Annotated in this window: 17 protein-coding genes and 1 tRNA gene; 10 read left to right on the top strand and 8 right to left on the bottom strand. The window is 59.6% G+C overall.

The window, feature by feature from the left end:
* Positions 1 to 7 precede the first annotated feature (7 nt).
* Positions 8 to 3409, bottom strand: coding sequence for a bifunctional proline dehydrogenase/L-glutamate gamma-semialdehyde dehydrogenase PutA (putA, locus tag ACR3EG_RS14870; protein WP_480496816.1), 3402 nt, complete (start codon positions 3407 to 3409; stop codon positions 8 to 10).
* Positions 3410 to 3512: 103 nt separating this feature from the next.
* On the opposite strand from putA, the gene ACR3EG_RS14865 reads away from it, so the two are divergent.
* The gene (locus tag ACR3EG_RS14865) at positions 3513 to 4001 is read left to right on the top strand and encodes an Lrp/AsnC family transcriptional regulator (RefSeq protein WP_170753285.1); all 489 of its coding nucleotides are present in this window, start codon (positions 3513 to 3515) and stop codon (positions 3999 to 4001) included.
* 30 nt (positions 4002 to 4031) lie between these two features.
* A complete protein-coding gene (locus tag ACR3EG_RS14860; protein ID WP_170352410.1) occupies positions 4032 to 4598 on the top strand; it encodes a tetratricopeptide repeat protein in 567 nt (188 codons plus the stop codon).
* A 45-nt stretch (positions 4599 to 4643) separates the two neighbouring features.
* Here the strand turns inward: ACR3EG_RS14860 and ACR3EG_RS14855 are convergent, their stop codons facing one another.
* A complete protein-coding gene (locus ACR3EG_RS14855) occupies positions 4644 to 6533 on the bottom strand; it encodes a PhoX family protein (protein ID WP_480496817.1) in 1890 nt (629 codons plus the stop codon).
* A gap of 18 nt (positions 6534 to 6551) precedes the next feature.
* On the opposite strand from ACR3EG_RS14855, the gene ACR3EG_RS14850 reads away from it, so the two are divergent.
* The gene (locus tag ACR3EG_RS14850; protein WP_480496818.1) at positions 6552 to 6722 is read left to right on the top strand and encodes a hypothetical protein; all 171 of its coding nucleotides are present in this window, start codon (positions 6552 to 6554) and stop codon (positions 6720 to 6722) included.
* Between the two features lie 19 nt (positions 6723 to 6741).
* On the opposite strand, the gene ACR3EG_RS14845 is transcribed toward ACR3EG_RS14850, so the two are convergent.
* From ACR3EG_RS14845 to ACR3EG_RS14820, 6 genes are all read right to left on the bottom strand, one after another.
* A complete protein-coding gene (locus tag ACR3EG_RS14845; protein ID WP_480496819.1) occupies positions 6742 to 7734 on the bottom strand; it encodes an ABC transporter ATP-binding protein in 993 nt (330 codons plus the stop codon).
* Positions 7731 to 8765, bottom strand: a complete 1035-nt coding sequence (locus ACR3EG_RS14840; RefSeq protein ID WP_480496820.1) for a Gfo/Idh/MocA family protein — start codon at positions 8763 to 8765, stop codon at positions 7731 to 7733. Before ACR3EG_RS14840 ends, ACR3EG_RS14845 begins: the two co-directional genes overlap by 4 nt.
* The gene (locus ACR3EG_RS14835) at positions 8762 to 9601 is read right to left on the bottom strand and encodes a carbohydrate ABC transporter permease (RefSeq protein ID WP_480496821.1); all 840 of its coding nucleotides are present in this window, start codon (positions 9599 to 9601) and stop codon (positions 8762 to 8764) included. Before ACR3EG_RS14835 ends, ACR3EG_RS14840 begins: the two co-directional genes overlap by 4 nt.
* Positions 9602 to 9611: 10 nt before the next feature.
* Positions 9612 to 10526: a carbohydrate ABC transporter permease gene (locus tag ACR3EG_RS14830; RefSeq protein ID WP_170352415.1), complete on the bottom strand. Its 915-nt coding sequence runs from the start codon at positions 10524 to 10526 to the stop codon at positions 9612 to 9614.
* 67 nt (positions 10527 to 10593) lie between these two features.
* Positions 10594 to 11847 carry an ABC transporter substrate-binding protein gene (locus ACR3EG_RS14825; protein WP_480496822.1) on the bottom strand — a complete coding sequence of 418 codons (1254 nt, stop codon included), beginning with the start codon at positions 11845 to 11847 and terminating at the stop codon, positions 10594 to 10596.
* A gap of 17 nt (positions 11848 to 11864) precedes the next feature.
* Positions 11865 to 12758: an N-acetylmuramic acid 6-phosphate etherase gene (locus ACR3EG_RS14820; protein WP_480496823.1), complete on the bottom strand. Its 894-nt coding sequence runs from the start codon at positions 12756 to 12758 to the stop codon at positions 11865 to 11867.
* 168 nt (positions 12759 to 12926) lie between these two features.
* Between ACR3EG_RS14820 and ACR3EG_RS14815 the strand changes: the two genes are divergently transcribed.
* The 7 genes from ACR3EG_RS14815 to ACR3EG_RS14785 all read left to right on the top strand — a co-directional run bounded on the left by ACR3EG_RS14815 (position 12927) and on the right by ACR3EG_RS14785 (position 20896).
* On the top strand, positions 12927 to 13802 hold the full coding sequence (locus tag ACR3EG_RS14815; RefSeq protein WP_480496824.1) for a glucosamine kinase nucleotide-binding domain-containing protein: 876 nt from the start codon (positions 12927 to 12929) through the stop codon (positions 13800 to 13802).
* On the top strand, positions 13789 to 14538 hold the full coding sequence (locus tag ACR3EG_RS14810; RefSeq protein WP_170352419.1) for a GntR family transcriptional regulator: 750 nt from the start codon (positions 13789 to 13791) through the stop codon (positions 14536 to 14538). The genes ACR3EG_RS14815 and ACR3EG_RS14810 overlap by 14 nt, the downstream gene beginning before the upstream one ends.
* 19 nt (positions 14539 to 14557) lie before the next feature.
* Positions 14558 to 15586 (top strand): SIS domain-containing protein, encoded by a 1029-nt coding sequence (locus ACR3EG_RS14805; protein ID WP_480496825.1) that lies wholly within the window; start codon positions 14558 to 14560, stop codon positions 15584 to 15586.
* Positions 15583 to 16719, top strand: a complete 1137-nt coding sequence (gene nagA / locus ACR3EG_RS14800; protein ID WP_480496826.1) for an N-acetylglucosamine-6-phosphate deacetylase — start codon at positions 15583 to 15585, stop codon at positions 16717 to 16719. The genes ACR3EG_RS14805 and nagA overlap by 4 nt, the downstream gene beginning before the upstream one ends.
* 112 nt (positions 16720 to 16831) lie before the next feature.
* Positions 16832 to 16906, top strand: a tRNA-Gly gene (locus ACR3EG_RS14795).
* Positions 16907 to 17033: 127 nt separating this feature from the next.
* Positions 17034 to 18854 carry an ABC transporter transmembrane domain-containing protein gene (locus ACR3EG_RS14790; RefSeq protein WP_480496827.1) on the top strand — a complete coding sequence of 607 codons (1821 nt, stop codon included), beginning with the start codon at positions 17034 to 17036 and terminating at the stop codon, positions 18852 to 18854.
* 152 nt (positions 18855 to 19006) lie between these two features.
* The gene (locus tag ACR3EG_RS14785; protein ID WP_480496828.1) at positions 19007 to 20896 is read left to right on the top strand and encodes an acyl-CoA synthetase; all 1890 of its coding nucleotides are present in this window, start codon (positions 19007 to 19009) and stop codon (positions 20894 to 20896) included.
* Positions 20897 to 20900 lie beyond the last annotated feature (4 nt).

Here is a 20900-nt window from a genome sequence, read left to right as displayed (position 1 = left end):
GGTCCGGTTACGCCGCACCCCCAAGCAGAGCGGCGTTGCCTCCGGCGGCGGTGGTGTCGACGCAAACGTGACGTTCACCCAGCACCCGCGCGCGGTCAGGCAGGCCGGGGATCAGCGGCAGGATCGGGCCATGGCGACGGGCCAGATGTTGCTCGATCTGCCGCGCGGTGACCTCATCGCCCCACCACAATACGCCTGAGATGTTCGCGATGTTTTCCAGTCGGTGCAGGTCGATCATGCCGGACGCACGGATCGCGGCGCCGCCATGGGCTTCGACCGCTTGGGCCTGCGCCTGAACGGCATCCGCACCCGGCCCCATGCACAGCAGCGGCGCGCGGGGGAATTCGCTGAGCCGGTTGGATTCGCCGGTAGGGCCGGGTAGGGATTGGGTGCGCTGGGGCGCTGGCAAGCCGGTGGGGTCGGGCAGATCACTGGCGGTGCTGTCCCATGTGTCGCGGGTGTTCTGCCGATCCGGCGCACAGAACCGGGCCATATAGTTCGGCCCGCCCGCCTTGGGTCCGGTGCCCGAAAGTCCCTCGCCGCCAAAGGGTTGCGAGCCGACAATGGCGCCAATCTGGTTGCGGTTCACATAGATATTGCCCGCGTGGACGGCCTCGGTGATGTGCTGCACGCGGTCGTCGATGCGGGTGTGCAGGCCAAAGGTCAGGCCATAGCCGGTGGCGTTGATATCGGCGATGACCTGATCCAGATCCGAGGCTTTGAACCGCGCCACATGCAGCACCGGGCCAAATATCTCCCGCTTCAGCGCCGCAATGCCGGGAACCTCGATCAGGGTGGGGGCGATAAAAGTGCCCTCGGGCGGCGTCGCCAGTTCCTTGAGCACCCGGCCCTCACTGCGGGCTTGTGCGATATGCTCGGCGATGCCTTGCCGTGCGTCCGGGTCGATCACCGGGCCGCAATCGGTTGCGATCAACCACGGATTGCCCACCACCAGCGCCTCCATCGCGCCGGTCAGCATTGTCAGCAGATCGTCGGCGATATCTTCCTGAACATAGAGGCACCGCAGGGCCGAGCATCGCTGACCTGCCGACTGGAATGCGCTTTCGATGATGGATTGCACAGCCTGTTCGGGCAGGGCGGTGCTGTCAACGATCATTGCGTTCAACCCGCCGGTTTCCGCGATCAGCGGCGTGCCGGGTTGCAGATGATCCGCCATCGCCGCGCGGATTTTTAACGCCGTGCCGGTCGAGCCGGTGAAAGCTACCCCCGACACGCGTGCATCGGATGTCAGCGCGGCCCCTACGTGCGGGTCACCCGGCAGCAATTGCAGCGCATCGCGCGGCACACCCGCCTCGTGCAGCAGTTGCACGGCCCGATGTGCGATCAGAGGTGTCTGTGGTGCCGGTTTGGCCAGAACGGCATTGCCGGTGGCCAAGGCTGCCGAAATCTGCCCGGTGAAAATCGCCAGTGGGAAGTTCCACGGGCTGATACAGGTGAAAATGCCCGCGGGGTCGGCATTGGGGATATTGGCGGCGTAGTAGCGCAGGAAATCCACGGCCTCGCGCAGTTCTGCCACTGCGTCAGGCAGCGACTTCCCGGCCTCGCGTGCCAGCAGTGCGAACAACTCGCCGAAATGCGCCTCATACAGATCGGCAGCTGCGTTCAGCACCTGCGCGCGCTGGGCGGATGGGGCTTGCCACGGTGCGGAAGAGGCCAGCGCCAGTTCCACATCTGCGGTACTGGCCGGGGCGACCGCTCCGGGGCGGTCTTGTGGCTGGGCGGGGTTGGTGACGGGCTGATCGCCTTTGGGGCGCGCATCGTCTGACAGCAGGGGCTGCGCGTACCAGTGATGTGCACGAAAGGCATCGCGCGCGGCGTCGATCCGATCCAGCGTGGGCGTGTGCTGCAGGTCGAACCCGCGCGAATTCGGGCGCTCGGGCTGGAACAGGTCGGGGCCGGTGGGCAAGGGGCGGGCGGCGTCGATGATCGTGACAAAGGGATCGGCGGCGACCTCTTCGGGCGGGACCGTCTCATCGACGATCTGGTTCACGAAGGAGGAATTCGCGCCATTTTCCAACAACCGCCGCACCAGATAGGCCAGCAGGTCACGATGGGCACCCACCGGCGCATAGATGCGGCAGCGGGTGGCGTTCTGGTCCTTGACCAGCCCGTGCAGCGTCTCGCCCATGCCGTGCAGGCGCTGGAATTCGAACGGCTGTCCCTCGGCCATATGCAGGATCGCGCTGACCGTATGGGCGTTATGGGTTGCGAACTGCGGATAGATCCGATCGGTCATGCCCAGCAGTTTGCGCGCATTGGCGATGTAGGAAATATCGGTCGCCGCCTTGCGGGTGAAGACGGGGAAGCCATCGACGCCTTCGACCTGCGCGCGCTTGACCTCGGTGTCCCAATAGGCGCCTTTCACCAGCCGCACCATCAGCTTGCGGTCGTGGCGTTGCGCCATGTCATAGAGCGTGTCCAGAACCACCCCGGCGCGCGGGCCGTAGGCCTGCACCACGATCCCGAACCCGTCCCACCCGGTAAGGGCGGGCTCGGCCATCACCTCTTCGATCACCTGCAGCGACAGAGACAGGCGGTCGGCCTCTTCGGCGTCCACGTTCAGGCCCATCCCGGCGGCTTTGGCCAGCAGGCACAAGGCGCGCAGGCGGGGAACAAGCTCATCCATCACGCGCTGTTCCTGCGCCAGCTCATAGCGCGGGTGCAGGGCGGACAGCTTGACCGAGATCCCCGGATTGGCGCGAATGTCATCATGCGTGCAGGCATCGGCAATGGCCGCAATCGCGCGCGAATAAGATAGGTGATAGCGGGCGGCGTCAGCCTCGGTCCGGGCGGCCTCGCCCAGCATGTCATAGGAATAGGTATAGCCTTTGGTTTCCATCCCTTTGGCGCGGTCCATGGCGGATTGGATCGTCTCGCCCAGAACGAACTGACGGCCCATTTCCTTCATCGCGCGGCCCACTGCGGTGCGGATCACCGGCTCACCCAGCCTTTTGATCGCCCCGCGCAGGGCACTGACCGGTGAGGCTTTGCCTTCGTCCAGAACCTTACCCGTCAGCATCAGGGCCCAAGTCGAGGCATTGACCAGCGAGGACGAGGATTGCCCCAGATGCTTGCCCCAGTCCGAGGGTGCGATTTTATCCTCGATCAGCGCGTCAATCGTATCGGCATCAGGCACCCGCAGCAGCGCCTCGGCCAGACACATCAGCGCGACGCCTTCATCGGTGGAGAGGCCATATTCGGCCAGAAACACCTCCATCATCCCCGGCGAGGTGCTGGCGCGGATGTCGCGCACCAGTTGGGCGGCGGCGGCGCAGATGGCGGCACGATCCGTGTCGCTAAGATCGGCCTGCGCGATGAGGGTGTCCAGAACGGCCGACGGGTCGGCATAGGTTTGGGCGTCAATATGGGTGCGCAGGCTGTGTGCCATGAATCCTCCAGTGCTTTGGTTAAATATAGGGTCGCTTTGGCGGTCTGATTGCCCTAAATTTCGCAAGACACAGTCGGTTGAACTGATTTGAGGGGTAAATGCGATGCAAATGGACTTTCCCGACTTGGACCGGTTCGACCGGGCCATTCTGGCGATTCTGTCCGAGGATGGGCGCATCTCGGTCGCGGACCTTGCGCGGCGGATCGGGCTGTCGAAATCGCCCACTCAAGCACGTGTGAAGAAACTTGAGGCAGACGGGATCATCACCGGATACCGCGCCCTGCTGGATCCGATCCGCCTTGGACTGGATCATGTGGCCTTTGTAGAAGTGCGCCTGACCGACACCCGAGAAAAGGCACTGGCCGAGTTCAATGCCGCTGTACGGAAGGTGGGCGAGATCGAGCAAGCCCATATGATCGCGTCGAATTTCGACTATCTGCTGAAAATCCGCACCGGGTCGATGTCGGAATACCGCGCGGTTCTGGCCGAGAAAATCTCATCCTTGCCGCATGTGGCCAGCACCTCGACCTTTGTGGCGATGGAGGCCGTGAAGGAAACCGGCGTCTCGGGCGGGATCGATGCAGTGGGTTGACGAACGTGTATGGCGCGTCACCATTGAGACATGAAACAGATCGTTACAGCTTTTGCATTTCTGGTCTCGGGCACGATTGCGGCCCAGTCCGAGGGGTGCCCCGCTGCGCCGGACCACTCTGACGGAGTTGCCGGGATCATCACGCAAATCCAGCAAGCCGAGAATGAGCGCGCCGCGCAAATCCTTTCAAACCAGCTGTGGGAATTTTGGGCCGACGCACCGGACGACAGCGCACAGGCCGTGCTGGATCGTGGGATGACCCGCCGCAGCCAATGGGATCTGCTGGGCGCGATCGAGGATTTCGACAAACTGGTCGAATATTGTCCCTCTTACGCTGAAGGCTATAACCAGCGCGCCTTTGCGCATTTTCTGCGACAGGACTATCAGGCGGCGCTGCCTGATCTGGACCGTGCGATCGAACTGTCGCCCAACCATGTGGCTGCGATCAGCGGTAAGGCGCTGACCTTGTTGGGCTTAAAGCGGGTTGATGAAGCGCGTGAGACTTTGCAACAGGCGTTGAGGCTGAACCCGTGGTTGTCCGAACGTCATTTGCTGGACGCCGGGGGGCCACTTGCCCCGAAGGGCGAAGACATCTGAAGATCAACGCCCCCGAAAAGAACTCCGGGGGCGTTGGTGCGTTAGTTAGCCGACAAGACCGTTATCAGCGCGCTTGATCGCGATGACAGACGAGCGTGGCGTACCACCATCAGGCCAGTTGCTGCCGGGGTGCTGGATGCCAACAAACATGGTACGCAGGTCTGTGGACCACGCCAGACCGGTCACCTCACAGCCGTTCGGGCCGGTCATGAAGCGTGCAATTTCACCGGTCACGGGATCACCAACCAGCATCTGGTTGTTGCCGTTGCCTGCGAAATCTTCCTCGTTGTCGTCATTCCCGTCTGTCTGGATCCAGATCAGACCGGTCGAATCGATCACCATACCGTCGGGCGAGTTGAACAGGTTGCCCTCGTTCACGTTGGGCGAACCGGCGCGGTCATCGGAATGCACGGTGGGGTTGCCTGCCATGACGTACAGGTCCCAATCGAACGCTTGGGCGGCGTGGTCGTCATTGGCCGGACGCCAGCGAACGATCTGACCATACTTGTTGGCTTCACGCGGGTTGGCCGCGTTGACCGAGGTATCATCACCACCGGCGTTTGGCTTGACGCCGCGGTTCTTGTTGTTGGTCAGGCAGCAATAGGCCTCGACCGCGACCGGGCTGGAGGCGACCCATTCGGGGCGGTCCATGGTGGTGCCGCCCGCTTTGGAGGCCGCCATGCGGGTAAAGATGCGAATCTCGGCATCGTCCATTCCGGTGGTTTCCGGGGTCAGGGCCAGCCATTCACCCTTCATGTCGTCGTTGAACTTGGCGACATAAAGCGTGCCGTCGTTCAGCAGGCTCTCGGTTTCAGCGCCGGGCTGATAGGTGCCGTTCGAGACGAACTTGTACAGATATTCGCCACGTTCATCGTCGCCCATGTAGACAACTACACGACCGTCGGCAGCCAGAGTGACCTCGGCGTTTTCGTGTTTGAAGCGACCCAGACCGGTGTGCTTGACAGGGGTGCTGTCAGGTTTGGTCGGGTCGATTTCAACGATCCAGCCCGCACGGTGCGGCTCGTTGGGGTTTTTCGATGTGTCGAAACGGGGATCAAAGAACTCGTAACCGTTCCAGCTTTCGGCCTTGATACCGTAGCGCGCCATACCGTCCGCGACCTTCTGGTCGTAGGATGCATTCTCGTCCGAGGAACCGAAGTAGCCATTGAAGTTTTCTTCGCAGGTCAGATAGGTGCCCCAGGGCGTTTTGCCCGCACCACAGTTGTTCATGGTACCCAACGAAGTGGTGCCGGTCGGGTCAGCCTCGGTTTTCAGCAGGTCATGACCGGCTGCGGGGCCAACGATTTTCATCGGAGTGTTGTGATGAATACGGCGGTTGAAAGGGCTGTCTTTGACAACCGACCAGCCCTCAGGGCCTTCGGTGATTTCCATGACGGTCACGCCTTGGATGTTCTGCAGTTTCAGAACATCGTCTGCGTTTGCCGGAACACCTTCCGCAGCGGCCGGCAGGTTGATCTTGCGATTGGGGTATTCGTGGTTGATTGCGATCAGTTCGTGACCCTGGAACGAGAAGGTTTCCATCCCGTCTGTGTTCTCACCAAAGATACGGTCGGATTTTTCGACCGGACCGCCATCGGCGATGTCATAGCCGTCGGCATCCGAAAATAGCGGATCGCCCCAGCGCATCATAACTTTCCACTCGTACCCTTCGGGAACGTGAACGGTGCCATCGGTCTGGGCTGCGATAGGGGTGAAGGCAAAGCGCGACGCGTCAGCAGCCTGCGCCGAGGTCGAGCTGAGCAGACCTGTGCCCATTGCAGCAGCGCCCGATCCGAAGGCCACCACACCGGCCAGAAAACCACGGCGGGAAATGGCGCTTTCGACCACGCGGTCAAAGTCGTTTTCCTCGGCGCGGGGGAAGTGCAGCTCGTCCCAGTCGTCTGCGGAAAGTGTGGTGTTGTCGACGTCTTTCATGGATGGCTCCTGGCTAAAATGAAAGTTGATGAACGGGATTTAAGAGGTCTTTGTGACAGGTTCTTAACAGCGCCATTAAAGCCGCTGTATTTCGGCCTGAAAATAGATTCATTTTTATTGCGCCAAATCGCGCCGAAGCCCTGCCTGCGCGACGCAGACAGGGCTTTTACAATCATCAGAATTGGTTGATCACATCGCCGTGATAGGGTTAACGCAGCCGCTGCCCATCAGCATTAAACCGATACGCTTTTTCGGGCGCGAACCCAAGACGCAGGTCTTGGCCTTCGGATATTGCATGTTGCCCGAACAAGCGCGCCGTCACCGAATGGTTCTGAACGGTCGCAATGACGTTGGTATCACCGCCCAGCTTTTCGACATGGCTGACCCGCGCTGACAGGGGGCCGTCATCGGACAGAAACAGGTCTTCGGGGCGAATGCCGAGGGTGTCTGATCCCTGATCCAGCAGGCTTTCGGGCAGGAAGTTCATCGAAGGGGATCCAAGGAATCCCGCAACAAACTGGTTGGCGGGGTTGTTATACAGCTCCATCGGAGAGCCGATCTGCTCCACCCGCCCATCGCGCAGCACGACGATCTTGTCGGCCAGTGTCATCGCCTCGGTCTGGTCGTGGGTGACATAGATCATCGAGGCATCCAGTGCCCGGTGCAGGTTCGCGATCTCAATCCGCGTGTTCATCCGCAGTGCCGCGTCGAGGTTCGAAAGCGGCTCGTCAAACAGGAACAGTTTCGGCTCGCGCACGATGGCGCGCCCGATGGCAACCCGCTGGCGCTGACCGCCGGACAGCTCAGATGGGTAGCGATCCAGATATTCCTCAAGGTTCAGCATCCGGCTGGCGGTGGAGACGCGCTCCTCGATCACCGCTTTGGACTGCTTTTCCTGTTTCAGAGCCAAGGTCATGTTCCCACGCACGTTCAGATGCGGATAGAGCGCATAGCTTTGGAACACCATTGCAATCCCGCGCTTCGAAGGCGGCACCAGATTGACCTGCTGGCCGTCGATATTGATCTCACCCGAGGACGCATCCTCCAACCCTGCGATTACGCGCAGCAGGGTGGACTTGCCACAGCCCGAGGGGCCGACGAAGACGACGAATTCGCCTTCTTCGACCTCAAGCGAGATGTCTTTCAGGACATGTACCTCGCCAAAGGACTTGTTCACGTTGGTCAGGGTCAGAGCGGTCATGATGCGGATTCCTGCAGGGAAACGGGCTGGCCGGTGCGGATGCTTTCATCTGCGGCCAGACAAATGGCAAGGGATTGGACAGCGTCATTCATATGGCGCGTCAGGTCGATATCGTCTGCAATGGCGCGCAGCATATACGCCTGCTCGGCGTCACAAAGCTCCTGATGGCCGGGCTCATCTGGCATCTCGACGGTACGGTCGCCGCCCGGCGTGTGGATCAGTAGACCACCAACCTTGGTGTGGCCATCGATATCCGCCGACGCGCCCTTGTTGCCGTCGGTGATCGAGACCGAGCCGTTGGGCGAGACGATGTCTTTCACGAAAAACGCGGTTTCGGACATCATCGGGCCCCATCCGGCCTCATACCAGCCGACGGAACCGTCCTCGAAGATCACCTGAAACTGGCCGTAATTATACATGTCCTCGGCGATTTCGTCCGACAGACGCAGGCCCATGCCATGCACGCGGACGGGTTGCGCGTCGGTGATCTGGCACATCACATCGACATAGTGCACGCCGCAATCGACAATAGGCGAGGTGGTCTGCATCAGCGCCTTGTGCGTCTCCCACTCCGCCCCCGAGGATTGCTGGTTCAGGTTCAGACGGAACACGTAAGGCCCACCCAGATCGCGCGCCTCGGCAATCAGGCGCATCCACGAGGGGTGATGGCGCAGGATATAGCCGACCACCAGTTTGCGGTTCAGGCGAGTGGCGGTTTCGACCACGCGCCGTGCATCGGCCACGTTGGTGGCCAGCGGCTTTTCGACAAACACATGCGCGCCAGCCTCCATTGCGGCGCAGGCAAAATCGGCGTGGCTGTCGGAATAGGTGGCGACGACCACCAAATCGGGTTTGGTCTCGGCCAGTGCGGTGTGGAAATCCGAATAGGCGGGGTATTGGCTCAGCTCGGGGTGATCCACACGGCCCGACCGGTTCACCAGCCCCACGATCTGCGCGTCCGCGTGGTGGTGATGAGCCAGCGCGTGGCTGAGACCCATATTGCCAAGGCCAGCGATCAGAACTTTGGTCATTTGACAGCTCCGGATGTGATGCCGCGGATCAGTTGGCGCGAGAAGATGACGTACAGCACCAGCACCGGCAGGATTGCCATCGACAGCGCCGACAGAACCGCGTTCCAGTCGGTGACGAATTGCCCGATAAAGACCTGACTGCCCAGCGTGAGGGTCTTGGTTTCCTCGGCCGGGGCAAGGATCAGCGGGAACCACAGGTCGTTCCAGATCGGGATCATGTTGAACACCGCCACGGTCGCCATCGCCGGCCGGACCAGAGGCAGGACCAGCCGGAAAAAGATCGTGTATTCCGACAGCCCGTCGATACGGCCTGCGTTCTTCAGATCGTCACTAACCTGCCGCATGAATTCAGACAGGATGAATACCGCCAACGGCAGACCTTGCGCCGTGTAAACTAGGATCAGCGCCCAAAGCGTGTTCACCAGCCCGGTCGCCACCATCATCTCAAGGATCGCCACAGTGCCGATGCGGATCGGGATCATGATCCCCAGCGCCAGATACAGCCCCATCAGCAGGTTGCCCTTGAACTGATATTCCGACAGCGCATAGGCCGCCATGGCCCCGAACAGCAGGATCAAGAACAGCGATGCAACGGTGACGATCATCGAGTTCTGGAAGTAGAGGAAGAAATCCCCCTGCTTCATTACCGTCTCGTAGCCGATCATCGAGAAACTGTCGGCATTCGGCAGCGCCAGCGGCTCGCGGAAGATCGCGCGGCGGGATTTGAAGCTGTTGATGATGATCACAAAAACCGGGAACAGGGCGATCAGCGTGTAAATGATCAGCGCCCCGTGCATCGCGGCGGTATTCAGCGGGTTATGGCGTGCTTTGTTCATCGCTGGACCCTCACAACTGATACCGGCGCATCCGGGTCTGGATGCCGAAGAGGTAGATGCAAACGCCCACAAGGATGATCGCGAACATGGCCCCTGCGATGGCTGACCCCATATGCGGATCGCCCAGTTGCAGTTGGAAGCCAAAGAAGGTGCGGTACATGAATGTGCCCAAGATATCGGTCGAGAAATCCGGCCCGGCCAGCGCGCCCTGGGCGGCATAGATCAGGTCGAACGCGTTGAAGTTCCCCACGAAGGTCAGGATCGAGATGATCCCGATCGAGGGTAGGATCAGCGGCAGCTTGATCTTCCAGAAGGCCGAGGCCCCGGTGATGCCATCAATCTCTCCGGCCTCAAGAATTTCCTCGGGGATGGTCAGCAGGGCGGCATAGATCAGCATCATCGGGATGCCGACGAACTGCCAGACCGAGATCAGCGCCAGCGTGGTGAGCGCGTATTCCTCTTTCCCCAGCCACGGCGCGAACAGGGATTTCAGGCCCACAGCGTCCAGCATCGACGGCGCGATGCCCCAGATGGGCGACAGGATCAGCTTCCACGCAAAGCCCACGATCACGAAACTCAGGATTGTCGGGATGAAAATCGCCGACCGGTAGAGCGCCGAGAACCGCAGGCGCGGGTGGCTGAGCAGGGCCGCCAGTGCGATTCCGATGGGGTTCTGGACAAGCATGTGGATCAGGAAGAACCAGAAATTATTGCCCAAAGCGTTCCAGAACTGCTCGGACCAGATGGGATCGAAAAACAGCGTTTGAAAGTTCTGCAAGCCCACGAACACGCGGCTCTGATCCACCTCGGAATAGAGCGCCAGCCGCAGCGTGTTGAACAGCGGGAAGATCATCACCGCCGTATAGACCAGCACGGCCGGGGCCAGAAACACGACGATATGCCAGCGGAAGCGGGGGCGGTTCATGGGTCAGCTTTCAAAGGGGTGCAGGGTGTTACCCGGGCGGGTGTTTTCCGCCCGGGTAGAGATCAACTTACTGATGCGGAGCGTACCAGGAGGCAAGACCTTCCTGCAGCTCGGCGCCCAGTTCTTCGGGCGATTTGGCACCCTTGATGGCGGCAACAGATGCGCCCCAGGTCTCATTCTCAAGGTTCGGCGTGCCGCGCGACAGGATCTGATAGGTCGAGCGGATGGTCGATTCACACTCATCCCGCCAGCCGACGATTTCCTTGGCCAGCGGATCCTGCAGCTCAACCGGTGTGCTGGATAGCGGGAAGAAGCCGGGCAGGGCGTTGCCGAAGATTTCCGCGAACTCGGGGCTTGCGACCCAGGACAGGAAGGTTTCAGCCGCTTCGGGGTTCTCGGTTGCGGCGTTCATGCCGATGCCGATATCGGTGTGATCCGAGATATAACAGGTGTCGCCCGCATTGCGCACTGGCGGCTTGAACGCGCCCATTTCGAAATCGGCCAACCCGTTGAAACCCGAAATCTCCCACGATCCGGCGGGATAAATCGCCGCGCGCCCCAGTGTGAAGATGTTCTGGCTGTCGGGATAAGTCTGCGCCTCATACCCGTCGCCCAGATACTCACCCCAGCGGGCCAGCGTGGCGTAGGGGGCAGTCCAGGCCTCATCGGTCAGCTTTTGCTCGCCTTTGATCAGCGCCTGACGGCCTTCTTCACCCTTCCAATAGTTCGGGCCGATGTTGTTATAGCCCATCGTGGCGGCTTCCCACTGGTCGTTGGTGCCCATCGCCATCGGAAGATAGGTGCCGTCTTCCTTGATCTTGTCGAGGGCGGCAAAGAACTCATCCTCGGTGGTCGGCACGTCGATGCCCAGCTCGTTGAACGCGTCTTTGTTGTAGATGAAGCCGTGGATCACCGACGCCATCGGAACACAGAAGCTGACCGCGCCATCATCGGTCTGCCACGCCGATTTGGCGACATCCGAGAAATTGCCCATCGCGTCGACGCCCGACAGATCAGTCAGGTGCCCGGCTTCGTATAGCGCCAGAGAGGCGTCAAAAGGACGGCAGGTGATCAGGTCGCCAGCCGAGCCCGCGTCCAGTTTTGAATTCAAAACAGCGTTGTATTCCGCAGGGGCGGAGGGGGTGAATTGCACCTTGATGCCGGGGTTTGCGGCCTCAAATGCAGGAATGATCTGATCCTGCCACAGGGTCAGGTCATCGTTGCGCCAGCTTTCAATGGTCAGCGTGACATCTTCGGCCATGGCAGCCGTACCCATTAGGGTTGAACCCAGCAGAGCCAGCTTCAGACTTGTGCGTTTCATTTCATTCTCCCAGTTGGTTAGCAGTTGTTATTCATGTTTAGTGCGGTGCTCAGGATGCCGTTGGTTTCCTCAAGTCGCGCCACCGCGTCGCCCTTTGACACGCCAAGGGCAGCGATCAGGATGGCGGGTTTCACGTCGCCGTTCGTTTGCGTCAGCGCGGCCTGGGCTGCATCGGTGTCGACCTTGGCAATCCGTGCCACGATCCCGGCCGCGCGCGCACGTAGCTTGTGATTGTCAGCGCGCAAATTCACCATCATGCCGCCATGCACATGCCCCAGATCAAGCGCCATGAGCGAAGACAGCATATTGAGCGCGATCTTCTGCGCCGTCCCAGCCCCCATGCGGGTTGAGCCCGAGATCAACTCGGGTGGCGTGGCGAGCAGAATTGGTATGTCAGCGGTTTGAAGAAGAGGGCTTCCCGCGTTATTGGCGATGCCGATCAAGGTTGCCTTTTTGGCGCGCGCGATGTCACCCGCTGTCAGAGTATAGGGCGTGGACCCGCTAGCCGACACCGCGATGACGGTATCGGTAGGCTTTAAGTCGGACAGAGCTTCGGCAAGTCCTACGTCCGAGTCCTCTGTATCGCCGGGCATTTCAACACCAGTCGGTAAGCCGCCTGCCATGTGAATGCGTAAGTGACTTGGAAGGATCGAGAATGTACCGCCCAGTTCCTGCGCATCCGCTGCAGCCATCAAACCAGATGACCCGGCGGCGACGTAGTGCAGCACGCCACCGGTGCGGAGTGTTGCCGCCATTGCAGCAGCTCCCCGCGCGATTGCGGGTGCCGCGCTCTCAACAGCCTGTGCAGCAGCGATTTGACCAGCAGCCAAGGCGCGGGCCGAGTTGGCCAGATCGCTCCGGTCAAGTTGGGCGGCATCAATGTGCAGTTGTTCAGTCGACGGCAGCGTCAAGAGAATCCCCCTTACAGTCCTTTTACAATACCTATGTAATACCACTTGTCTATAACTTTATTTTTGCAAGCGATATTTGGGTACTTTTGCGCTATACTCCTGAAATTCGCGATTTGCGCCCGAATTTTGGTCTTTTCTGTGAAGCAAAGGTATTATAATGGTATTGTTATGACTGAGTCTCAAAACACCGCGTTTCTGGCCGTTGACGGTGGTGGAACCCGATGCAGGGTCGCTGCTGAGGTCGGTGGCGTCGTTTATTCGGTCGAGACCGGAGCGGCCAATGTATCAACAGATTTCGAGGGCGGGGTTCGTCAGATCGCTGCCGGTTTGTCTGAATTAGCAGCGGGGCTGGATACCTCTGTAGCAGAATTGGTGCGCTGGCCCGCCTTTATCGGGTTGGCCGGCGTAACGGGTGACAGCGTCGCTGATCGACTGCGAGTGGCGTTGGATATGCCCAACGCGCGGATCGAGGATGATCGACCTGCAGCGGTAAGGGGCGCATTGGGTTCCTCAGATGGCCTAATCGCGCATTGCGGGACCGGGTCATTTCTGGCTGTTCAGATCAACGGTGACATCCGTCTTGCTGGAGGGTGGGGGCCTATCTTGGGCGATGAAGCATCCGCGCAATGGGTTGGTCGACGTGCGCTGTCCGAAGTGCTGAATGCGGTGGATCATATCCAAGCGAAGTCGAGCTTGACGCAAGAGTTTTCTAACCAGTTCGGCGGTGTTACTGGAATTGTCGAATTTGCGGGACAGGCCGCGCCGGGGGCGTTCGGCGCATTGGCACCTCAGGTCACAGCCGCTGCCGCCGATGGTGATCACGTCGCGCGTCAGGTCATGCAGGCGGGTGCCGATTACATCGGTGGAATGGCGAAACGCCTTGGGTGGAAGGCGGGGTTAACCCTGTGTTTAACAGGCGGAATTGGCCCGCATTATGCCGATTATCTGCCTGCAGACATGCAAGCTGCGCTAAGACCAGCACAGGGCGAACCGCTGATCGGGGCCTTGGCCTTGGCAAAGGAGGGCGCTCATGAGCATTGCTGATTTCTTGCGCGCAGAAGCGTGGCTTAGCCCCGAGAACGGCCCGCGATATGTTCAGCTGCGCCGCCGCCTTCAGGAAGGGATAGATACGGGCGTGCTTGCACCGAATTCATCTCTTCCGTCCGAGCGGGAATTGGTGGACATCACTGATCTGTCCCGCGTCACGGTGCGAAAGGCTATTCAAGAGCTGGTGCAGGAAGGTGTGATCGAACAACGTCAGGGTTCAGGCTCGTTCATCCGCGAGCGCGTGCCCCGGGTCGAACAATCGCTGACACATTTGACGTCTTTTACCGAAGACATGTCGAGCCGCGGAATGCAGACCACGTCAAAGTGGTTGGAGCGGGGCGTATTTGCGGCGACGTCTCAAGAGATAGCTGCGCTGAACTTGCCGGAAGGCGCGCAGATTGCCCGCATCTATCGTCTGCGCGAGGCAGACGGCCGCCCTCTGGCGCTTGAGAAGGCAGCGCTGCCGTTGGACATTCTGCCGAACCCGATTGAGGTGACTACCTCGCTCTATGAGGTTCTGGACGGGTTGGGGCGTCGTCCCGTTCGAGCGGTCCAGAAAATCTCGGCACTTAATCTTGCTGCGCGCGAGGCTGAGTTGCTGGATGTGCCGGAAGGGGCGGCAGGGTTGAACATCGAGCGTCTCTCATTTCTCAAAAACGGGCGGGTCGCGGAATTAACCCGCTCTCTCTATCGCGGTGACGCTTATGACTTCGTCGCCGAGCTGCGGCTCTAACCGGAAGGATCGAAGGCCGATGTCCGAACAAACATCCAAGATGCGTCAGGAAATTCTGGAAATTCCCGACGCGGTTGACCGGCTGCTAGGCAGTGGCGCGGCCAGTATTCAAAACGCGGCCGCGCTGGTCCGGGAAACCGACCCGCGGTTCCTGATCACGGTGGCGCGCGGGTCATCCGACCACGCGTGTAGTTATCTGAAATATGCCAGCGAGCTATTGCTTGGGCTGCCTGTGGCCTCGGTTGGGCCGTCGGTTAGTTCGATCTATGGGGCCGACTTGATGGCGCGGGGCGCTGTATGCCTGTCGGTGTCTCAATCTGGCCAAAGTCCCGATATTGTCGGACTGACACGCTCGCTGCGGTCATCTGGGGCTGTTGCGGTGGCGATCACCAACAACTCGGAATCTCGATTGGCAGACGTTGCGGATGCGATGCTGCCGCTGCACGCCGGCCCCGAGTTGAGCGTCGCTGCCACCAAGACATTTGTGACTTCGCTGGTGGCAGGGTTGTGGTTGCTGGCCGAAGTCAAGGGCGATGCTGAACTGTTCGGGGCGATACGGGCGCTTCCCGCCCAGTTGGAACGTGCAGCGCAGTGCGACTGGTCTGCAGCGGCGGCCACGATTACTGGGCGTTCGCTGTTTACTTTGGGCAGGGGGCCATCTTTTGCGATATCGGGCGAAGCGGCGTTGAAGATCAAGGAAACCTGTCAGATCCATGCAGAAAGCTATTCAGCTGCCGAGGTGCTGCATGGACCGGTCTCAATCGTCGAGGACGGGTTCCCAACCATCGTCTTTGCGGCTGGGGATGCGGCGGAGGACACGACGGCGCAGGCCGCTGACGCGCTGGCCGATAAGGGGGCCATAGTTTTCGCCACCACGGATCGCGTCACGCGGGCGCAGCAGTTGCCAGTAGAGCGTACGGATCATTGGATCACCGATCCGATCACGACGATCACCGCGTTTTACTCTATGGTCGAATCCGTCGCCAGTATGCGCGGCATTGACCCGGACGCGCCGCGTCACCTCAAGAAAGTGACCGAGACGGTATGACAACAGACAGAGTGATCTTTCGAAACGGTGCAATCTTTGACGGCAAGCGGTTGCTGAGTGATCATGCGCTTGTATTCAGCGGCGGTCAGAGTGTGGAAATCGTAGCTGACGCAGAGGTAGCGGCTGTTGGGGATCACATTGATCTAAACGGAGATATCGTCAGTCCGGGTTATGTGGACTTGCAGGTGAATGGCGGCGACGGTGTCATGCTGAACGATGACCCTTCGGTTGAAACGATCCGCCGGATCGCGCAGGCCCATCGCCGGTTGGGGGTCGCGGCTTTTCTGCCGACTTTGATCACGGATACCAGCGAAAAGACTCGGGCGGCGATCGCAGCGGCCATTCAGGCAGTGAAAGAGGGCGTTCCGGGTGTCGCGGGATTGCATTTGGAAGGCCCCCATCTGTCGATTGCCCGCAAGGGGGCGCATGACGGTGATCTGATTTGCCCCATGTCTGATACCGACCTTTCCATGTTGCTTGAGTCGGCGCAGCATTTACCTTGCCTCAAGGTGACTGTGGCACCTGAAACGGTCTCGGAACAGCAAGCTGGGGCGCTGAGTGATGCGGGCATTCTTGTCTCGCTCGGGCACACGGATGCAGATTTCGCGACCTGTCAACGTTACGCAGCAGCCGGGGCACGCTGTGTCACCCATTTGTTCAATGCCATGAGCCAATTGGGCAACCGTGAGCCCGGTTTGGTTGGCTCTGCTCTTGCTAACGGCGGTCTTTCTGCCGGGCTTATTGCGGACGGCATCCACGTCCATCCCGAAACGATGCGAGCCGCGTGGGCTGCAAAATCCGGCCCGGGCCAGATCTATCTTGTTAGCGATGCAATGGCCGTTGCAGGCACTGATTTGTCCGAGTTCAGATTGGAAGGTCGTCGGATCACGCGAACCGATGGGCGACTGACCCTGGAGGATGGCACTTTGGCTGGGGCCGACCTGGATTTGACGACAGCCATCCGCGTGCTGGTGACGCAGGTGGGTGTTCCCTTGCCAGATGCTCTGACAGCTGCCACGACCTATCCTGCCCAGTTGATCGGGCAAACGCATGGACCGTCGATGAAGCGCGATCAGATGATCCGCATCAGTGCAAACCTTGAAAAATGCACGTGGTTATTTCCTACTGAATGAACTGCTTGGGCAGGACTTGTAGGTTGCGCAATTTTTCGGCGCTGAATTTGAAAACAGCGACCGAAGGGCGCTTGACGCCATCTGACGCATCGCTTAAACCGACCTCCGCTGAGCGGGCGTCGTATACTGGCTATTACCTCAGCCTTCCAAGCTGATGAAGCGGGTTCGATTCCCGCCGCCCGCTCCAAGTCAGCCCCAAAATTCTGCGTCAAAAGGCCCGTTTGGTGTTCGATTTTACCATGGCAGCTTGACCCCACGCGCTGTCATCGCCAAGAAGCGCTGTAATAAACGCGAACAGCACTTAAGGGCCAGTCATGGCAAGAAACGCCTCAGCCAGTCCATCGGCAAAATCCGCGCCCGGCGCCAGCGAAGAGCGCGCGGGTTCTAGAAAAATCGGCGTTCTGGGCTCGTTGTGGCCGTTTATGAAGCCCTATAAGCTGTTGATGATCGGCGCGACATTGGCATTGATCCTGACGGCCAGCATGACATTGACTCTGCCGTTGGCCGTGCGCCGCGTGGTGGACAACTTCCGCATCGAAGATGGCGAGTTGCTGGATTGGTACTTTCTAGCTGCGCTGGGCATCGCCGGTGTCTTGGCCATCGGAACAGGTATTCGCTATGCACTGGTGACACGGTTGGGTGAGCGCGTCGTGGCCGACATCCGCAAGGCCGTGTTCGACCGCGTCATCGGGATGAGCCCCGAATTCTATGAACGCATCATGACCGGAGAAGTCCTGAGCCGGATCACTACTGATACGACGTTGATCCAGTCTGTGCTGGGTTCGTCCGTTTCGATTGCGTTGCGCAACATGCTGATGTTCATTGGCGGTTTGGTACTGATGCTGCTGACCTCGGCCAAGCTGACTGCGATGGTCCTGCTGCTGATCCCGCTGGTCGTGGTGCCAATTCTGGTACTGGGTCGCCGTCTGCGGGCCATCAGCCGCGAGAATCAGGACTGGATCGCCGCCTCATCCGGCAATGCAGGCGAGGCACTGGGCGCGGTTCAGACCGTTCAGGCATTCACTCACGAACAGGCAAGCCGCGGTCAGTTCGGAGAGATGACAGAAACTTCGTACGAAGTTTCTCTGCGCCGCATCCAGACTCGTGCGGTGCTGACGGTGATCGTGATTTTTCTGGTCTTCTCCGGCATCGTGGGCGTTTTGTGGATGGGCGCGAATGACGTTCGCAACGGTGTGATGACCGAAGGCGTTTTGATCCAATTCGTGATCTATTCGATCATCATGGCCGGTTCGGTCGCGGCCTTGTCAGAAATCTGGAGCGAACTTCAACGTGCAGCCGGCGCAACCGAGCGTCTGGTCGAATTGCTGAACGCGCAGGACACTGTGAACGACCCCACGCAAGCCAAGGCCCTTCCCGCGCCCGTGCGGGGCGAGATACGGTTCGACGGCGTCACGTTCCGCTATCCTGCGCGGCCGGATGTGGTCGCGCTGGATCAGATGACTCTGACAGTCAGCCCGGGCGAAACGGTCGCCTTTGTCGGGCCTTCGGGGGCGGGCAAAACGACTGTCATTCAGATGATTCAACGTTTTTACGACCCGGATGCCGGTGGGGTAAGCCTGGATGGCGTCAACCTGCGTGACTTGGACCGATCTGGATTTCGACGTCACATGGCGCTGGTCCCTCAAGACCCCACGATCTTTGCCGCTTCGGCGCGTGAGAACATCCGCTTTGGCCGATTGGACGCAACGGATGCCGAAGTCGAGGCCGCCGCCCGCGCTGCCGCCGCGCATGATTTCATTTCGGTATTGCCGGAAGGCTATGACAGTTTCGTAGGCGAACGGGGCGTCATGCTTTCGGGTGGTCAGAAACAGCGTATTGCCATCGCGCGCGCGATCTTGCGGGACGCTCCGGTTTTGTTGCTGGACGAGGCGACCTCGGCGCTGGATGCGGAAAGCGAGCGGGCGGTGCAGGGTGCTGTGGATCAGATGCGTGCGGGACGCACCACGTTGATCGTCGCACACCGGCTGGCCACTGTGAAAAAGGCGGACCGGATCGTAGTGATGGATGCAGGTCAAATTGTGGCGCAAGGTACTCATGATGATCTGGTGGCGCAGGATGGTCTGTATGCACGTCTGGCGCGGTTGCAGTTCACCGATGGTGTAGCTGCCGAGTAGTATGACGTTAGGGAAACGGATTTTCGCCGTAGCGTAATTTAGTTTTTTACCCCCTCCCTCTCTAACCCGTTGCTTGAACCCGCGTGGTTTTACTTCCATCCTGTGATGGAAAAAGCCGCGCGCAGAGTGCGAAATAAAACGGGAGGAGACGCATGTCGTTTGTTGGCATCGACGATAAGAAGAAACTTGAACAGGAAATGCCGTGGGAGGATCGGGACATTCCGGTCACATTCCACCAGTTACTGTCGCGAACCGCGACCAAGTTTCCGAACAACAATGCGATCAGCTTTCAGTTGTTTTCTGGTCCCACAGACAAGGCCGAGACGCTGACATGGTCGGACCTGCTGGGCAAGGTCAATCAGGCCGCCAATCTTTTCCGGTCGTTGGGTGTCGGGGAAAAGGACGTAGTCGCCTATATCCTACCCAACTGTAACGAGACGCTGATCACCATGATGGGTGGCGCGGTTGCAGGTATCGTCAACCCGATCAACCCTTTGCTTGAACCCGAACAGATTGCAGCCATTCTGCGTGAAACCGGTGCCAAGGTTGTTGTCACGCTGAAATCCTTCCCCAAGACGGATGTGGCCCAAAAGGTCGAAGAGGCCGTGCGGCATGCGCCCAAGGTCAACACAATCCTCGAAATTGATCTGAACCGCTATTTGACCCCGCCCAAGTCATGGATCGTGCCTCTGCTGCGTCCCAAGATGGGCGACAAGGAACATCTGGCGCATGCGGATTACAAAAGCTTCAGTAAAGAGCTTGCCAAACAGCCGACCACTCTGACTTTCGAAGACAGTAAGGAAGACCGCGTCGCCTGCTATTTCCACACCGGTGGTACAACGGGTATGCCCAAAGTGGCACAGCACAAGTACTCGGGCATGATCTATAACGGCTGGCTGGGCGACACGCTGCTGTTCTCGGACGAAGACGTGGTTATGTGCCCGCTTCCGATGTTCCACGTCTTTGCCGTACATGTGATCATGATGGCGGCGGTGTCGTCGGGTGCGCATGTGGTATTCCCGACGCCGCAAGGCTATCGCGGCGATGGCGTGTTCGACAATTTCTGGAAGCTGATCGAGCGTTGGAAGGTGACATTTATCATCACTGTCCCAACGGCGATTGCCGCCAAGATGCAGCGCCCGGTAGATGCCGATATCTCAAGCGTGAAAACTGCGTTCTCGGGCTCGGCCCCGCTGCCGGTCGAGCTGTTCCGCCGCTTTGAAGAGGCCACGGGCGTCACGATCATCGAAGGTTATGGCCTGACCGAGGCAACCTGTCTGGTGTCGTGTAACCCGACGGATGGTGAGAAAAAGATCGGTTCGATCGGGATTCCGTTCCCCTATACGGACGTAAAAATCCTCAACGACAGCCCGGACGGCCCGGTCGAGTCTGCTGCCAACGAGATCGGCGAGATCTGTATTTCGAACCCGGGTGTCTACGCTGGCAATACCTATACCGAAGCCGACAAGAACGTAGATCTTTATCATTTCGACGAATACCTGCGCACAGGCGATCTGGGCCGCTTTGACGAGGACGGATACCTGTGGATTACGGGCCGGGCCAAAGATCTGATCATTCGCGGTGGTCACAATATCGACCCGGCCGAGATCGAAGAGGCCCTGCTGGGCCATGAAGCAGTCGCGTTCGCGGGTGCCATAGGTCAACCCGATGCTTATGCGGGCGAAGTGCCGTGTGCCTTTGTCGAACTGGTCGATGGAGCGAAGGTCACCGAACAAGAACTGATGGAATACTGCGACGTCCACGTTCACGAACGCGCCGCACAACCCAAGCACATGACCATTTTGGACGAGCTTCCCAAGACCGCCGTCGGAAAAGTGTTCAAACCCGAACTGCGCAAACAGGCGATCACCCGTATCTACAACGGTGCGCTGGAAAAAGCCGGTGTCGAGGCTCGTGTTGTCTCGGTGATTGATGATAAAAAACGCGGTTTGGTCGCACAGCTTGACGCGAACGGTTCCTCGGACGACGATGTCAGTAAAGTGCTGGGCTCATTCACCCGGCCATGGGAATGGGCTGCCTGATTGC

It is taken from the genome of Ruegeria sp. AM7 (assembly GCF_056535965.1).
This window is presented reverse-complemented; position numbering and strand designations above follow the sequence as displayed.

Coding starts and splice junctions, on each gene's coding strand:
- putA (WP_480496816.1), bottom strand. CDS start 3,409: ATGGCACACAGCCTGCGCACCCATATTGACGCCCAAACCTATGCCGAC.
- ACR3EG_RS14865 (WP_170753285.1), top strand. CDS start 3,513: ATGCAAATGGACTTTCCCGACTTGGACCGGTTCGACCGGGCCATTCTG.
- ACR3EG_RS14860 (WP_170352410.1), top strand. CDS start 4,032: ATGAAACAGATCGTTACAGCTTTTGCATTTCTGGTCTCGGGCACGATT.
- ACR3EG_RS14855 (WP_480496817.1), bottom strand. CDS start 6,533: ATGAAAGACGTCGACAACACCACACTTTCCGCAGACGACTGGGACGAG.
- ACR3EG_RS14850 (WP_480496818.1), top strand. CDS start 6,552: ATGAAAGTTGATGAACGGGATTTAAGAGGTCTTTGTGACAGGTTCTTA.
- ACR3EG_RS14845 (WP_480496819.1), bottom strand. CDS start 7,734: ATGACCGCTCTGACCCTGACCAACGTGAACAAGTCCTTTGGCGAGGTA.
- ACR3EG_RS14840 (WP_480496820.1), bottom strand. CDS start 8,765: ATGACCAAAGTTCTGATCGCTGGCCTTGGCAATATGGGTCTCAGCCAC.
- ACR3EG_RS14835 (WP_480496821.1), bottom strand. CDS start 9,601: ATGAACAAAGCACGCCATAACCCGCTGAATACCGCCGCGATGCACGGG.
- ACR3EG_RS14830 (WP_170352415.1), bottom strand. CDS start 10,526: ATGAACCGCCCCCGCTTCCGCTGGCATATCGTCGTGTTTCTGGCCCCG.
- ACR3EG_RS14825 (WP_480496822.1), bottom strand. CDS start 11,847: ATGAAACGCACAAGTCTGAAGCTGGCTCTGCTGGGTTCAACCCTAATG.
- ACR3EG_RS14815 (WP_480496824.1), top strand. CDS start 12,927: ATGACTGAGTCTCAAAACACCGCGTTTCTGGCCGTTGACGGTGGTGGA.
- ACR3EG_RS14810 (WP_170352419.1), top strand. CDS start 13,789: ATGAGCATTGCTGATTTCTTGCGCGCAGAAGCGTGGCTTAGCCCCGAG.
- ACR3EG_RS14805 (WP_480496825.1), top strand. CDS start 14,558: ATGTCCGAACAAACATCCAAGATGCGTCAGGAAATTCTGGAAATTCCC.
- nagA (WP_480496826.1), top strand. CDS start 15,583: ATGACAACAGACAGAGTGATCTTTCGAAACGGTGCAATCTTTGACGGC.
- ACR3EG_RS14790 (WP_480496827.1), top strand. CDS start 17,034: ATGGCAAGAAACGCCTCAGCCAGTCCATCGGCAAAATCCGCGCCCGGC.
- ACR3EG_RS14785 (WP_480496828.1), top strand. CDS start 19,007: ATGTCGTTTGTTGGCATCGACGATAAGAAGAAACTTGAACAGGAAATG.